Source organism: Anaeromassilibacillus sp. An200, from assembly GCF_002160025.1.
Classification (GTDB): Bacteria; Bacillota; Clostridia; order Oscillospirales; family Acutalibacteraceae; genus Caccousia; species Caccousia stercoris.
Map to the genome: position 1 here is coordinate 19986 of NZ_NFJU01000010.1, position 15593 is coordinate 35578.

10 protein-coding genes are annotated in these 15593 nt (G+C 56.2%); 3 read left to right on the forward strand and 7 right to left on the reverse strand.

The window, feature by feature from the left end:
• Positions 1-38: 38 nt before the first annotated feature.
• From B5F35_RS06805 to B5F35_RS06815, 3 genes are all read left to right on the forward strand, one after another.
• The gene (locus B5F35_RS06805) at positions 39-521 is read left to right on the forward strand and encodes an ATP-binding protein (RefSeq protein ID WP_242969425.1); all 483 of its coding nucleotides are present in this window, start codon (positions 39-41) and stop codon (positions 519-521) included.
• A 168-nt stretch (positions 522-689) separates the two neighbouring features.
• A complete protein-coding gene (locus B5F35_RS06810; protein ID WP_087239339.1) occupies positions 690-4949 on the forward strand; it encodes a non-ribosomal peptide synthetase in 4260 nt (1419 codons plus the stop codon).
• A gap of 33 nt (positions 4950-4982) precedes the next feature.
• A complete protein-coding gene (locus tag B5F35_RS06815) occupies positions 4983-6419 on the forward strand; it encodes a PP2C family protein-serine/threonine phosphatase (protein ID WP_087239341.1) in 1437 nt (478 codons plus the stop codon).
• Positions 6420-6518: 99 nt separating this feature from the next.
• Here B5F35_RS06815 and B5F35_RS06820 read toward each other — a convergent pair whose 3' ends face one another.
• Genes B5F35_RS06820 through B5F35_RS06850 form a run of 7 tightly spaced genes read right to left on the reverse strand, consistent with a single transcriptional unit; the run spans position 6519 to position 15579 of the window.
• Positions 6519-6818, reverse strand: a complete 300-nt coding sequence (locus B5F35_RS06820) for an STAS domain-containing protein (protein WP_087239343.1) — start codon at positions 6816-6818, stop codon at positions 6519-6521.
• Positions 6819-6841: 23 nt separating this feature from the next.
• The gene (locus tag B5F35_RS06825; RefSeq protein ID WP_087239345.1) at positions 6842-7906 is read right to left on the reverse strand and encodes a phage tail protein; all 1065 of its coding nucleotides are present in this window, start codon (positions 7904-7906) and stop codon (positions 6842-6844) included.
• Positions 7907-7931: 25 nt separating this feature from the next.
• On the reverse strand, positions 7932-10049 hold the full coding sequence (locus B5F35_RS06830) for a baseplate J/gp47 family protein (RefSeq protein WP_087239347.1): 2118 nt from the start codon (positions 10047-10049) through the stop codon (positions 7932-7934).
• 50 nt (positions 10050-10099) lie between these two features.
• Positions 10100-13141, reverse strand: coding sequence for a baseplate J/gp47 family protein (locus B5F35_RS06835; RefSeq protein ID WP_087239349.1), 3042 nt, complete (start codon positions 13139-13141; stop codon positions 10100-10102).
• Positions 13128-13553, reverse strand: coding sequence for a gp25 family contractile injection system sheath assembly initiator (locus tag B5F35_RS06840; RefSeq protein WP_162611356.1), 426 nt, complete (start codon positions 13551-13553; stop codon positions 13128-13130). Before B5F35_RS06840 ends, B5F35_RS06835 begins: the two co-directional genes overlap by 14 nt.
• A gap of 17 nt (positions 13554-13570) precedes the next feature.
• Positions 13571-14386 (reverse strand): phage baseplate assembly protein V, encoded by an 816-nt coding sequence (locus B5F35_RS06845; protein WP_087239353.1) that lies wholly within the window; start codon positions 14384-14386, stop codon positions 13571-13573.
• Positions 14383-15579 carry a phage late control D family protein gene (locus B5F35_RS06850; RefSeq protein ID WP_087239355.1) on the reverse strand — a complete coding sequence of 399 codons (1197 nt, stop codon included), beginning with the start codon at positions 15577-15579 and terminating at the stop codon, positions 14383-14385. Before B5F35_RS06850 ends, B5F35_RS06845 begins: the two co-directional genes overlap by 4 nt.
• Positions 15580-15593: the final 14 nt, after the last annotated feature.

Here is a 15593-nt window from a genome sequence, read left to right on the forward strand (position 1 = left end):
CTGAAAACAGGCAACTTTGAAAACAGGGATGTGGTGTTGTGAATAAATCGCTGCCTTCTGATCTTCCAAGAGCTAAATCCATCACAATCTCCGCGGATACCCAAAAGCTTGACACGGTTCTCGATTTCGTCAACGCCCCTCTGGATGCGCTCGGCGTACCGGAGGAGGAAAAAACTGTTCTTGATATCGCCGTGGAGGAAATCTATGTAAACATTGCTCTCTACGCCTATGAACCGGGGCGTGGTCCTGTTACGCTCGAATGGAAACTGGAGCAGGAGCCTTTGAGCATCCAGATTGATTTCAAGGATCGCGGTACACCGTACGATCCCCTCTCCCGAAAGGATCCCGATATTACGCTGAGCGCCGAAGAACGCCAGATTGGCGGCCTTGGGATTTACATGGTGCGCAAAAGCATGGATAAGGTTTTTTATGAGTATCGGGATGGGCAAAACTGCTTTACCATGAAAAAGGTTCTTTTTCCACCTCAGCCAACAGACGAAAAGGAAGATCCGGACCAGTAACAAACGTCCGCGATCTTCCTTTTTGGAATTTTATCCTGTCTCTTTGGGCTGATTGCCAATGCGGCTTTTTGCTTTGCCTCGCCGCTTGATCAAACAGCCCCCCAAATTACTGCTTGCTTTTGGACAGTCTCTTCTCTGTCCGGTTCATATTGAAAGGAACTGCCGCTTATGGAACAGATGTTATTTCCCCTTTCCTATGCTCAGCAAAACATAGAATCTCAGGAGCTTGTTGCTTCCGGTACGGACGTCAATGTTCTGTATTTTGTCCTGAAAGCCGGGGAACCGCTCCGCCACGACTGCCTGGAGCGGGCGGTCAACCTTTTTCTGCGTGAAAACCCCGGCGCACGCACGCAGCTGGCAGAGCGCGACGGCTCTTACATGCAATATATCGCCCCATACACCGAACAGCCTCTGCGCACGGAGGATCTCCGTTCCCTCCGCCAGGAGGAGCAGGAGGAAGCCTTCCGCCGCTGGGGACACCGCCCCTTCCGTCTGCTGAACACTCCTCTTGTGGAATTCCGCCATGTTCTGCTTTCCGACACCATGGACGGCCTGTTCTGCAAATTCCACCACATCTGGTGCGATGGCTGGGCCACCGGCCTTCTCTGGTCGGAAATTTTCACCAACTACCTGCAAATCCGTGACGGAAAAACCCCGGAACACCATCATCCTTCCCCCGTTGATTTTCTGCCGCAGGAACAGGAATACGCGGGAAGTGCTCAGGAGCAGGAGGATCGCTCCTTCTGGCAGGAAACGCTGCGGGATCTCTCCCTGGGAGAATCCTATCTGGCTCCCGATATGGCAGCGGATCGCTCCGCGACGCGGCGCGTGTTTCATCTCTCGTCCTCCTTTTCCCGGCGGGTTAAGGAGTTTGCCCGCTCTCATAAATTGCAGCCCTATATCCTCTTTACGGCAGCTCTCTGCCTGTCCTTCTATCAGCGCGCGGACTGCCGCGACGTTGTGATGGGAATGCCGCGCCTGAACCGGGACACGGAGGCGGAGCGCGACACAGTGGGCATGTTTGTGATGGAACTGCCGCTGCGGTGCACGCCCGATCCGGAGCAGACCTTCCCCGAGCTGTGCCGGGCGGTTGCCGCACGGGCCGGAGAAGCCGCGCAGCATAAAAAATACCCGCTGATGAAAATTGTGGAGAATATTTCCTCCAGCCAGGATCTGGGCAGAGATCTGATTGACGCTTCCGTTTCCTACCAAAAAACGCGGATTGATACGGGAGAATACCATTTCCCCATCGACGTGTGGTTCGGAGATCCCTCTTCCATGATGGGAAATCTGATCCTGCATGTGCTGGATTTGTTTGACGACAGCTATACGGTGTTCTACGATCACCGTAAGGCACTGTTCAATGAGGATGAAATCCGCCGTCTCCATGAAGGTGTGATGCAGGTCCTCGAAACAGCCCTCTCGTCTCCCGACCTCCCGATCGGCTCCTATTCGATCATCGCGCCGGAGGAAAAGGAGCTTCTCGATCGGCTGGGACAGCTGGAACACATGGATCCTCCCTCCCCGGAAACCGTTGTTGACCTGTTTGAGGCACAGGCTGCCAAAACGCCGGACCGCTGTGCGGTGCGCGGTGCGGACGGGGCTTTCACCTACGCAAAGCTCTCCCTGCGCGCCAACGCTGTGGCCAACGCCCTTCTGGAGCGTACCGGCCCCGGAGAGCGTCTGACGGCAGTGATGCTGCCGCGCGGAACCGGCGTGCTGGTTTCCGTGCTCGGTATTCTCAAAGCCGGACAGGGCTTCTTGTTCCTGGAACCGACCTATCCGCAGGATCGCATTGCCTATATGCTGGAAAATGCCGCCATATCCTGTGTGATTACAGAGGAGGAGTTTGTGCCCCTTCTGCCGCAGGGGATTTCCATTCTTCCCTTCTCCGAGGCTGTCGCGGCTTCTCGGGAAAAGCCGCAGGCGGAGATTTTGCCGCAGAACCTTTGCTACTGCATTTACACCTCCGGCACCACAGGCCGTCCGAAGGGTGTCCTGATTGAGCACCGCGGCCTTGTCAACCTGGCCCGTCCGGCAAGCTGCCCGCTCATCGGGGCGGTAGCCCGCCACGGTAAATCCGTTCTGGCAATCGGTTCGCTTTCCTTCGATATCTCCGTGCTGGAAATTTTCACGCCGCTGCTCAACGGGGTTACCGTATGCTTCGCGTCGCAGGAGGAGATCGACAACCCCGCCCTGCTTGGCAGAAGAATGCAGGAGGAAGGCACCAACGTTCTGTTTGCCACCCCGTCCCGCCTCATCTCCTATCTTGGCTATGAGGATTTCCGCCAGGCCGCGAAAAACCTGGAGGTGCTGATGAGCGGCGGCGAAGCCTTCCAGCCGCTTCTGTGGGAAAAGCTTCGCGGACTTTCCTCTCATCTGCATGTATTTAACGCTTACGGTCCCACGGAGGTCAGCATCGTCACCACCGTGCAGGAGGTATTTGGCCCGAACGCGAATCTGGGGCGTCCCGTAAGAAATCTGCCTGTGCGGATTCTTGGGCGGCGCGGCCAGCTTCTCCCGGCCGGATGCCCCGGCGAGCTGTGTGTCGGCGGAGTCGGCCTGGCTCGCGGCTATCAGAATCTTCCGGAAGAAACTGCCGCACGCTTTATTGACGCGGATGGGGAACGGATGTACCGCACCGGCGATCTGGTGCGCTGGAGCCGCAGCGGTGAGCTGCTCTATCTGGGACGAATGGATGATCAGGTCAAACTGCGCGGCCTGCGCATTGAGCTCGGGGAAATCGAAGCTGTGCTCTCCTCTGTCCCCGGCGTATCCAACTGCTGCGTCCTTCTCAAAACCGATGGAAAAACACAATTCCTGTGCGGATACTTTACCGCAGCCCGCTCAATTCCCGTGCAGGAGCTCAAGGACGCTCTTTCCCGCAAGCTTCCGTATTATATGGTTCCCTCCGCATTTCTGCAAATTCCAGAAATGCCCACCACCTCCAGCGGAAAGACCGACAAAAAAGCGCTGGCCGCTCTCAAGGTGTCGGTCCATGTGGAGTACCGGGCTCCTGAAAACAAGCAGGAAGAGATTTTGTGCGGCATCATCGCCCGCCTGCTGGAAAAGGATCGGATCGGTACGGAGGACAATTTCTTTGAGATTGGCGGAGATTCCCTTCTCGCGGCCCACCTTGCGATCGAGGCAGAGGCAGCCGGAATCTCGCTGAAATACTCCACCATTTTCTCCAGCCCAACCGTCCGCCTGATGTGCTCCGGCCTGAAACAGGAGGAAGCCGTTCAGGAGCGGCCGGAAATCGCCGCGTTTGACTATGACTCCCTCGCACCGCTGCTCACATGGAAGCAGGACGCCTCCTTCCAGGCCCCGCCAAAGCGTATTCTTCTGGCCGGATCCACGGGTTATCTGGGGCTTCATGTCCTGCGGGAGCTGATTGAAACGACGGATTCCTCCGTCATCTGCATGGCACGCGCCAAAGGAAAGCTTACCGCGGAGCAGCGCCTGAAAACCATGCTCTTCTACTATTTCGGCGACAGCTTTGACGAAGCCTTTGAGACCCGCCTGACGGTACTGGAAGGCGATTTGACCAAAGATGATGTGTTTGCCGGCGCAAAGCCGGAATTCCAGCTTGCCATCAACTGCGCGGCCGATGTTTCTCACTTCACCTACGGTGAAGCGATGTATCAGATCAACGTGGACGGTGTGCGCCGCCTGGCGTCTCTCTGCCTGGAACAAAATGCCGCCCTTTTCCACATCTCCACCCCCACGGTTGGACAGTTTGGCCTGAAGGGCCGCACAGAATACCGCCCCTATCTGACGGAGGAGGATTTCTATTTCCATCAGGACCTGAGCAACGATTACGCGGCAAGCAAATTCCTGGGAGAACGCGAGGTACTGGCCGGAATTCAGCGGGGACTGAAAGCCCATATCCTGCGCGTTGGAAACTTGCAGGGACGCTTTTCCGACGGTGAATTCCAGATCAACCATGCCACCAACGCCTTCACCTCCCGGCTCAAGGCTTACATCCGTCTCGGCTTCGCACCCCGTTCCGTCTGGGAGAGCGATGTGGATTACTCGCCTGTGGACTGCACAGCCCAGCTGATTGTCAAATTTGCGGGCATCACCTCCGCGCAGCCCATTTTCCACATCTTCAACGACAAGCGCACTTCTTACCGCATCATCTTTGAAAGCCTGCGCGACATTGGATATGAGATCGCCTGCCTGGAGGACAGCGAGTATGAAGAGCGTATCTCGGAAATCCTGACGCAGCCGGATAAACGAGAGCTTCTGGTGGATATCATCTCCGAGCTGGAGGGCTCCGCCGAAGGCCATTATGAAATTGGCTATGTATGCCGCCTGACGGCCGGTATTCTGGGCCGCAGCGGCTTCCATTGGCCGGAAATCAGCCGCGATTATCTTGTCACCTGCCTGACTAATCTCGACATGCTGGGAGCGTTCGGCCTGTAAGGCTCGCTCCGTACGGAGGAGGTATCCATTTTCATGAATATTTTGACGGAAAATTCTTTCTGGTATGCAGCTGCCGGTCTTGTTTCCGCCTTGCTCGCTGTCATTCTGACGCATATTACGCTGGAATGTAAACGAAAGCCTGTCTTTGCCTGGCTGAGCTGGGGACTTTCCCTCGTATGCTATTTTATCTTCGCCTGGCTCGGATGCAGATTCACAGGCCCTCAGTGGTATGACTACTTCATCTTTTTTGGATGGATGATTTTCCTGCCGCTCCCCTGCTTCTATCTTTACAAAGAGCCCATCAGCACGAAGCTGTTCACCGTGGTGACCGTCATCTTTCTCTCCAATGTCGGCTCCTTCCTTACGGGCCTTTCTACCACGGCTCTCATCAACAACATTGACCCTTACGGCCCGGAGGGCTACCGTTTCCTCATCCCCTTCACCATCATGAAGGCACTGATTGCGGCCATCATCGGCATCATTTTTGTCGCATTCCTGCGGCGCACTGTGATCGATGTGTTCAACATCCTCTCACATAAGATGGGGCGGTATGTGCCGATCCCGTTCATCGCCTGCTTTGGTTTCTTCTGCATCGTGCAGATCGTACAGTCTGTGGGGCTTCTGCCGCAGACGGGCATCCTATTCGTGCTGTTTTATCTGGTCATCTGCCTGATCTTCGCGGTTATGTACTGGCTGATCTTCTCCAACGCGATCTGGTCCTCCCGCGCGATGAAAACGCAGGCGGAGCTGAACGTTGCCCGCAACATCCAGCGCGATATGCTTCCCTGCATTTTCCCTCCCTTCCCGGATCGCCAGGAATTTGATATCTACGCCACGATGGACCCCGCAAAGGAGGTCGGCGGCGACTTTTACGATTTCTTCCTGGTGGATGACAAGCACCTTGCTCTTGTCATTTCCGACGTGTCCGGCAAGGGGGTGCCTGCCGCTCTCTTTATGGTGATTGCCAAAACGCTGATCAAAAACCAGACACAGCCGGAGATTCCTCTCGGTGAGGTTTTTACCCGTGTCAACGACCAGCTTTGTGAAAACAACGGGGAAGGCATGTTTGTCACCTCGTTTATGGCCGTGCTGGACCTTGATACCTTTGAACTTACCTACGTCAATGCAGGCCACAATCCCCCTGTCCTGCGCCGGGACGGCGTGGAATTCTCCTTCCTGAAAATCAATCCCGGCTTTGTGCTGGCCGGTCTGGAAGGCATGCGTTACAAGGAAGAAAAGATTTCCCTCGCAAAAGGTGATCGGCTTTTCCTTTACACCGACGGCGTGACGGAGGCCAACAATCCGGCCGGCGAGCTGTTCGGCGACGATCGTTTGCTGGAATCCCTCAACAAAAACGCCATGCTCCCGCTTGACCAGCTCCTCAGCGGCGTGAAAGCTTCCATGGACACCTTTGCTTCCGGCGCGGAGCAGTTTGATGACATTACCATGATGGTGTTGGAGGTTCGCTGAACCGCCAATCCTGTGAAAAAGAAAAAGCCGTATCCGGCTCCATCCTCACCCGATGGAACTGGATACGGCTTTTTCTATGGAAGAGACGCAAAACTGTTTTCAGTGAATAGTCAGAATGTCCGCAAATCCAACGGACTGCAGAATCGTCATCACAGCAGGGCAGACGTGGATCAATTCCATGCTTCCGCGCTTGGAATTGGCTGTTTTCTGCCCGATCAGAAGAGCGCGCAAACCGGCGCTGCTGATGTACGGAACCTTTTCAAAATCCAGCACAATGTGCGAGGAGCGCTGAAAAGCATCCAAAATAGCGCTCTGAAGCTGCGGGCTGGTGTTGGTGTCCACCCGTCCGTCAATTTTGAGCACCACCTGATTCTCCTGCATTGTAGATGAAATCGTCATAAAGCCGTTTTCCTCCTTGCGTTTTACTGTAAACAAACCAAGCCGTTGAGAGCTGCACCCTTATCTGCCCTGCCGGGCTCAGGCTCAGAAACCGCCGCGTTTAAATCCAGACACGCAAAGGAGTCCAGACGTCCGCAATTATCCAAAAACACCAGGCTTACTCTGCTGCGAAGGGGCTTGAATTGATTGATCAAAAATTTCAACTGGGAATACAACCGTTCATCCGGTACACACTGGAGCAAGACGGTAAAGTCATAAGGCGCCTCTTTTCCCTGGGAGGACTGGCGTTCCAGTACATAAACGGGAGCATCCGTCAAAATTCTGACCACTCCGACAATAGCTTTCCTGGTCCCTTTTGCACAGATCAGAGAAAACGCGTTTTTCAACAGAATCCGCAGCTGGCTGTCATCCAGAAAATTCCCATCCAGTTCCAGCCCCAGCCAGTGTGCAAACACCGGCAGCAGGGCGGTCGGCGCCGTGTCCAGATCGAGATACTGGTCCAGAGCGTCAATCTTTTCCTGGAAATCCGCATACATGACATTAAAAATCGAAAGATACCGCCGGAAAAAATCTCCATCCGTCCGATAGACCTCCGGAAAGCTGTTGAAAAAGTTGTCCTCCGGGGAATAAACGCGGAAATTCTTGAGCACGGCGTTTCCCGTACCAAGCACTTCCACCGAGATCCACAGATAACGGCCGGACAGGCCGTTAAGCAGCAAATCCGTCACGCCAACCGCTTCCAGGCAGCCTGCCGCCAGAAACAGCGCGGCTTTTGGCTCCTCCCCCACCGACTCATCCAGCAGGAAATCATCCATCTCTGTGAGGACGCCCTTGCGGACGAACCGTGCTTCATTGGATGCGAAAATACGCACGCCCAGCGCCATACCGTCTCCCAGCTCCGCCTCAAAAGCCAGGCGGCCCCAGGCGAAATCCGGCTGCACCCCATCCAGGGCGCCCAGATAGACAAGACGGCGCGAAGCCTCTCCGGAAGCTCTCAGCTCTCCGCTGTCGGACAGGGAAAAGCCTTTGAGCAGTCCCTGTGCCAACCGGTTTTTTCCGATTCGATATTTCTTTACCAGTGCGGCCATGCTTTCTCCTCTCCCTGTTCCGTGATCAATCGCTTCCGTCCCGTGTACTCAATTCGAGCAGATACTGGCCGGGCCGGCAAATGCTGTGGTTTCCCATCCTGATATCATGGCCTACATACATCATATCACCCTTTGCCTGCGGAATCAAGAAAAGTTCGTAAACTGATTCCACACAAGGCAGCTGTTCGAGCTCCCGAACCAGGCGGTGATAGGAAACCGTCTCCCCAAATCCGCGATCCGCCGCGGAAAAATCCAGATGCCGGTCTAACACCGACTCAATTTCTTCCCGGGCTCCGTTATGATAACTTTTGACATAGATCGTTGCCTGTACGTTCATTTTAACATACTGGGGCTGCCGCAGGGTAATCTGAACAGACAGCAGACGGTGCATTTCCAACCATTTACGGATCTGGTTGAGATAAACGGGGGAAAGCTGCGGATCCGGTTTTTCCGATCGCGGCTTCACCGCGATGCTCACGCTGTTGGCGTCTTCGTCGACAACAGCCTTGACTTTATGGATGCACAACCCCGGCGTGCGGCGCACAATTTCCTCATAATCCTTCTCCGTCACCGCGGTGGTGGGCCGGCGCATCTCCGCGGCAAAGCGCAGGCGCACCTCTTCCATCGTCTCATACGTTTCCCCGCCCCGCCCGGCAGCTGGATTGAAAAGAGAGAGCTTCGCCGGAAGCCCTTCTCTTGACTCCGGCTCAAACCGGTTCTGCTCCCGGATGTTGCCCCGTCTTCCCTCTGTAACGGCGCAGGAAGCCAAAAACAGGCGGCATCCGGATCCGAGTCCGGGCCTGCGGACCCGGATTTGTCCGGGAGAAGGCAGGATTTCATAGCACAAATCGTCCGGATCGGTTTCACCGGGAGCCACCAGATGATAAGTAACGCGGCCATCCCTTTCGGTCATCTCTGCCAGCAGGGAAAAATTATCAGGAATCATATGCCCATATGGCTCCAGGGGAATCACCTGATCGTCATATCCATACACAGGCCCAAGCGAACGGTGATACATGGTCTCGTCATCCCAGCACAGGACCAGCACCCCTTGCGGTTCTCCCTCTGCGGGACCGTAACCCCAGCTTTCCCTGTCAAAATGTAGCAGGAGGGTTCCTCCCTCTCCCTGCTCCATCGCATAAAAGCGGCCTGTCTGCTCTTTGGCAGGCTTCGGCCGGTAGGCAAGCAGCGGGCCGCCCTTCTCTTCCCGGCAGCAGACGAAAAGATTGCCGTATCCGCTCATCGCACTGTTTACCGCAACCGTCCCGCTGCCTGCAAACTGGAAGCAGGCGGAATGTGTGCGGCGCTGCACCAGCTCCAGCAGATTCCCGGTAAAGGAGTGGATGCGCGGCGCGATATCGTACTCCGCTCTCACCAGAAGGCACCGCACCGCATACGCGGGCTCCGGCAGCTGATCACACAGCTCCAGCGGCTCCTCCGGAAAGGTCAGGCGGATAGCTCCGCTCCGCAGAAAAGCATCCGTGCCGTCTATAGCCTGCACATCCGTCCAGCCGAGAGCAGTCCAGGCCTGCCATTTCAAGGCGGCAAAGCTGACGGGAGCTTTTTGATCTACCGGGTTTCTTCCCGTGTTTTCAGTCGCCTGCACCCAAAAGACACTCTGCGAGCCAGGCGCGGGCCTGCCTGTCAGCGTGCAGCACATCCCCATCCCCGGCTCCGGATCCGTCCCGAATACAGCGGCATCCACGGGAATGGCACGTCCCAGAAGATAACTGACGTCCCGGTATTCTTCTCGCGCGGCGATGGTGTAAACTTTTCCTACACTCCAAGGCTCCACCGTGACGGGGTGTTCCGTCTCAAAACAAAGGTCTCCCACATGGCATTTCCAGTGAGCGGGCAGCGAGAGCGGATCCTGTATCCCGCACGACACATAGACATGTGCGGGTTTGTCTTTGGCCGCTTCAAAGCCGAGCAGACGAAGCAGGCTGCGCTGGATCGGCTCCGTAATCTCATTGATGGCCGATTGCTGCAGCATGGAAAAGGCAGACAGGTTCTGTAAGACCGTGATGCCGGGATCGGAATGGTTGAAATTGGTCCACTCATCGGAATAGAGGGGGATCTGGGAGATCGCCTCCGCCAGAATATCCTCAAAGCTCTTATCATCCAGGTTGATGCTGTTCAGCATTTCCGGTTCCTCCCAGTTCCCAAAAGTCTCGGCGCACCCGCGCCGGAAAATCATTTCAAACGGATCGAGACAGTATGCGTCCCGCTCACGCCAATCATGAAGAGTGTGGGGCGCATATCGCTCAGGCTGCACTCATGCACGCCCCGGCGATCGGTATAGCGGGCAGTGGCACAGAAACGCTTCACCACCAGCCCGCAATCCGTGGAATGCAGCATGCGGCTCAGCTGGGCTTCCTCCGGCAGCACACCGATCGGCCAGCCTCTTCCGCTGCCGCCTGTAAACGGATCCAGATAGTCCTCGATCTGCCTGCGCAGCTTCTCCTGAAGCTCAAACGCATGATCGGGATCCTCTGTACCGGCCCACACACTCACGGAAATCTCCACATACGACGGTTCCCCGATCAAAAGCTCCTGCAGCGTAGCCTCGCTCTTCTGCATCAGATGAGCACGCAGGCGGTCCCGGAGATTGGCAAAGACATGGCTGCTCTCTGTGTAGTCCTCCGTCATCACGGCAATGCTCACGGCATCCGGCATCGGGTAGCCGTCAAAATCGCGGCCCACAACACAGCGCACCTTGCGGATGGACGAGGCAAACGCCTGCACCTCCCGCAGGAAGTCAAGCTCACTGACCAGCCGGTTTTTGGAGCAGATCAGATTGGCTCCGCGTTCCCGCGCACTCTCCACGCTTTCCAGATCACTGCCGGAGGCGACGGGGAGCGGGTTTGTCAGGCTTTCCACATACAGCAGCTGCGAGAAGGACTGGCGCACCCTTCCGGCCGCAAGGTTCCCCGCGCTTCCGTCGCAGCAGACAGCCTGCACGGTAAAGGCAGGGCCAGGCTGGGCCGGCGGAATCATCACCGAAACGCCGTCCCCAAAGCGCAGGACATTGTTCATGCGATCCAGCGTATAATGCCGGTCTCCGGGCGAGGAATGGTCAAAATTGTCCACCTCAGTCCAGCGCACATAGAATTCGGTAATCTCCCCCAGAAAGTCGTATTCCACCCTCACATCATCGGGGTGTTCCTCCAGCATGGCGCGCATAGCGGGAACGGAAAGACGGCTCTTCTCGCTGACAAACACATCAACGGAGAGAATGTTCCGCGCGGAAAGCGGGAACTCCATATTGGGCACGGAGGCGGTGACATAGAAAACCTCCTCCGGCATGGTAATCCGGTTGCGGATTTCCACCGCGTTCGGCAGAATCCGGCGGATGACAGGATGATACTGATCCGGGTTGTCAAACTGTCCGCGCTCATCCACCAGGCGGATCCACCAGCGGCTCTGGCCCTCAATCTCCCGCCGTGCGAAATGAACGGGAGGGATAAACAGGACTGTCCCCGATTCCGAAAGGTTCCGTGTATGGTCCACCACGCGCAAAGGCTCAAAGCCATCCCCCGTGGAATACTCAAAGCGCAGAGGGGCATCCACAAAGTTGGCACTTTCCTTCACGTCAAACAGCAGACTGATCGGCGCGCCGTCCATGGGACGGTCAAAGCCGAGATACAGCGCGTTTCCGCCATAAGGAAGGGTACAGAAGCCCTCAAAGGCCTCTCCCGCCCACAGGGAACGGGTCAGATCCGCCACCTCGGTACCGCAAAGCCGCCGCACTTTCTGCGGCTGCTTCCATTCACCGGCGTAGGAATACGACAGCATGAGGTTTTCCAAACGCGGCATGGTGTGGAGGCAGGGCTGCAAATAGCAATCGTCCGCCCTTGTGACACGCAGGCGAAGCGAACGCCCTTCATAGCCGCCCACCACCAGAGGCCGCCAGTCTCCGGGGCAGCGGAAGCGGATGGTAAACTCTCCCGCGTGCGTTCCGTCAAACAGGCTGCTCCAGTCCTCCTCACAGGCCAGCCTGCGCCAGCCCGCCCCGTTAAAGTATTCAAGGGAAACCACCTGGGGGGATGTCCGCGCCGCCTGATACTGAATGGTGCGCGGCTTGCGCTTGATGATCCGCAGCTCCTCCTTTTCCTGTGCGAGCGACAGGCTGACAAGGTGTTCCTGCGTGCGCAGGCGGAACGAGATCTCGACCGAGGCATCCCGCTGGCTGAATACGCTGTCGGCACACAGATAACATTCATCAAAGAGCGATACCGTTTCCCCAAACGGAAGGAAGGAGGCCGGTTCCAGCTCGCTCATACCATCGTAAACCGTATCGGGAGGGAGACTGTCACAGCTTGAGGAGAGCGTCAGGCTTTGGATGGTGATATTCTCCGTGATGGGACGCAGCGCTTCCACACAGATTTCCGTACACTCATACGCTGTCTCATCCTCCCCCGTCCCGCCGGAAGCCTGTGCACGCCAGAGCGATACCGCTCCATCGCGCGGTTCCACACGGGAGAAAGGAACATAGGCGCCGTTTTCCAGATAGCTCCACCGGAAACGGAACGGATCGGCAAGCTGTTCGGAAAGATCCTCCCCCTGCGGCCCGCGCACAGCCACACGAAGCTCAATATTTTCCCGTGTGCGGAACAGGGTGTCGTGCGTCAGCACAAGAGCCCAGCGCTGGATTCCCTGCGCGTCAAAATCAAACAGCGGAATCTCCGGCATCTGCTCCGTCTCCAAGGATTCCTCCGCGGCGGCCTCCCGCTCCTCGCGCGCGGCCGTTCCGGGAAGCTCCTGACGCGGACGGCATCCCCTGACAGGAAGCAGCTTTCCGAACGTCCCCGAAGCCTGAAACACATCCGTCAGCTTCGCACCTGTCACATAGAGATCGGAAACCGTCTCAAAGAAAATCTGCCTCGCATCCTCCGTGTCCTCCTGGCCAATCAGGCGGGTCCCCGCTGGCACCTGCACACCGGTGACGCTGCCTTCGATCAGATTCATTACCACCACACCGGAGGCCGGATAGGCCGGACGCAGGGAAAGGTTCAGCATATTCACAAATTCCGTGTGGTATTTTTCCATCACCAGATTCATTCGGCGGATATTTTCCTCCATCTGGTTGGCAAAAATCAGGCCGACCACAGAACCCACGTCGGGGTTGGTATCAGAGAACGCCCATTCCGGCGTGTAGGAAGCCGCCAACCGCCTGATCTCGCCGCGCAGATCCTGCACGCTGCGGGGATCCAGCAGCACATCATTGTGTTTCATCGGCTTCCTCCTCCATCCTTCCGGCATTCAGATAAAACGGGAACACCAGGTTATCCCGCGTGTTGCTTTCCGTTATCCGATACTGGATACTGACCACCAGACATCCCTCCCGCGTCTGCGGATCGATGTCAATCTGCACATCCGAAATCCGAGGCTCCTGTTCAAGCAGGATACTGCGCAGGCTGTTCGACATTACATTGAGCATCGTCACGGACGGATCCATAAAAGTGTAGCTCATCAAGTCGCTTCCGAACTCCGGGATCACCCATCGTTCCCCCCGCTGCGTCATCAGAATCAGATAGACGGATTCCTTGACGCTCTGCTCGCCGGAGGACGTCAGAAAACGCCCTGTGCCGGGATCCACACTGGGTGGGAATTTGAACCCCGTGCCTAAAAACATTTTCTTTTCCACAAGGACGCTCCTTTCCGTTATTTGCCCAATTTCATCGGAGTTCCCGAGAGGCTCATCATCCCGTTGCATTCCGCTTTATACATGGAGGACGCGGCCTGGCTGACCTGTGCCCCTTCCTGCTTGAACATACCGTCTGTTTTTATCTGCACGCTTTTGCTCGTTTTGACGGAGAACTCGTTTGCCGTGATCTGAATGGCCCCGGAATCCCCATTGAGGATCAGTTTGATGTTGTCTCCCACCTCAATGGTGAGCTTGGATTTGGCCCGAAGCACCATCTGCCCGCTTTCCGTGGAAAGCTCCACCATGTTTTCTTTTTTCTTATCGGAAACACGGATCAGCTTGTTTTCGTTGTCCATGAGGATCTGGTGGGTCTTTCCCGCCGTCTCCATGGTAATTTTATCCTTTTCGCCGTTCCCTTCCTTGTTATCTTCAAAGAGGATGGTGCTTCCGTTTTTGGTTTCGATGCATTTAAACTGATTGTTCTCGTCCGTCATCCCCCGCAGAAGAGGGGCGTTGTCTTCCAACACAGAGCCAATAATATAAGGCTTTTCAATATTTCCTCCCTCGAAGGCCAGGAGGACCTGATCGCCCACCTCAGGCACAAAATAGTGCCCTCCCTTTTTTCCCCCGCTGGGGAACGCCTTGCGCGCCCATTGCAGCTCATTGGCACGGTCGTCCCGCGTGGGAATGGTGACGCAGACGCGCCCGGGCATATCCTTATCGTAATTCTTGGCCACAACCCCGACAACCACCCCGGAAATCCGCGTGTCACCTGTCTCCGTTTTCGTGACCTGCTTCTCTGAAATTTCTTCCATCATATCATAAAGACTCATTTGCGCACCTCCGAGGCCTTGGCGATCAGCCTGGTCCGGTATCCCGTGTCTTCCCGGAACTCATGGATCACACTGGTAATATAAAACGTATTGTCCACCGGAACGCCAAGCCCCGTGACTTTGACAAAGCGCCCCGGAACGAGATCCGGGATCCCGGGACAGGTGCACTCCAGAGAGCCGAGACGGTAGGAGATCTCCTCCGCCAGATAAGCCGCCCGCGCGTCGGCCTGCTCTTGGGTCGTCACAGTGGGATCGATATACACCTTTTTGCTGCTGGAAATAATCCCCTTGGCCCGGGTGCCGGTGGAAAGATTGTTTGTGAGCTTCTTTTTGGCTGTGATCACCTTGCCCGTGCCCGGATTCATCGACCGGACTTCCACATTTCCCACCAGGCCGGTGATGTCGTACCCGATTTCAAAATCCACCAGACCGGAACCGACGCCAAGCTCCATCAGAATCGAAGCGTCGCTTTTCGCCTTGCGGAAATAGACCTCCCCGCGATCCACAAAAAACTCGTAGTTGAATTTTTTCGCGGCCTTCACGACAAAATCATAGTCGCTCTCCTCCACCATCTCGATGGTCTCCGCGCTCGCCTTGTTCCCGCCCGTGCCCGCTTGTTTATCCGGCGTATCCGTCACATAGACAGCGGTGATAGCGTTGGCGCTGCGCAGCTTCTCATAGGAGGTGCGCTTGAGGATCTCGGAAACGGCTTCGCCGTAGGAGTGAGAGGTCAGCTGCTGGGCGTAGCTGTTCGCCATCATGACGCCCTTGACGTCCATCGCGGTAACCTCAATATAGGGCAGATCGGAGGACTCAAAACCAAAGCTGATGGTGGAAATAAAGCCCACAAACACCGTCTGCACTGTACCGAGATATCCCAACTTCAGCACAAAAGAGGCGCCCAGAATCACATTTTTTTCAATCTCACTGTATCGGAATTTTCCTGTATGAATGTCAAAAACACCGTACAGGCGCAAAGTCGCGACGGAGGCTTCAAAGCCGCAGGTGGCTTCCACGCTGATATCCGTGACTATCATGGTATCGCTCTGGAACACCTGGCCGTTGAACTCCACCACAGCTTCGGGCTGGGAAAAATCCTGATATTTGCTTTTGAGATTCTGATAGGACAGCCCTCCCGCCGCGCCGCTGAGAGCACCTCCCAGCGACCCAAGCGAGGACATCAATCCCGCCATCCGGATTCCTCCTT

What these genes read in the sequence shown, in the direction of transcription:
- B5F35_RS06835 (WP_087239349.1), bottom strand. Translation starts at nt 13,141, where the DNA reads ATGAAACACAATGATGTGCTGCTGGATCCCCGCAGCGTGCAGGATCTG.
- B5F35_RS06815 (WP_087239341.1), top strand. Translation starts at nt 4,983, where the DNA reads ATGAATATTTTGACGGAAAATTCTTTCTGGTATGCAGCTGCCGGTCTT.
- B5F35_RS06810 (WP_087239339.1), top strand. Translation starts at nt 690, where the DNA reads ATGGAACAGATGTTATTTCCCCTTTCCTATGCTCAGCAAAACATAGAA.
- B5F35_RS06820 (WP_087239343.1), bottom strand. Translation starts at nt 6,818, where the DNA reads ATGACGATTTCATCTACAATGCAGGAGAATCAGGTGGTGCTCAAAATT.
- B5F35_RS06850 (WP_087239355.1), bottom strand. Translation starts at nt 15,579, where the DNA reads ATGGCGGGATTGATGTCCTCGCTTGGGTCGCTGGGAGGTGCTCTCAGC.
- B5F35_RS06825 (WP_087239345.1), bottom strand. Translation starts at nt 7,906, where the DNA reads ATGGCCGCACTGGTAAAGAAATATCGAATCGGAAAAAACCGGTTGGCA.
- B5F35_RS06830 (WP_087239347.1), bottom strand. Translation starts at nt 10,049, where the DNA reads ATGCTGAACAGCATCAACCTGGATGATAAGAGCTTTGAGGATATTCTG.
- B5F35_RS06845 (WP_087239353.1), bottom strand. Translation starts at nt 14,386, where the DNA reads ATGAGTCTTTATGATATGATGGAAGAAATTTCAGAGAAGCAGGTCACG.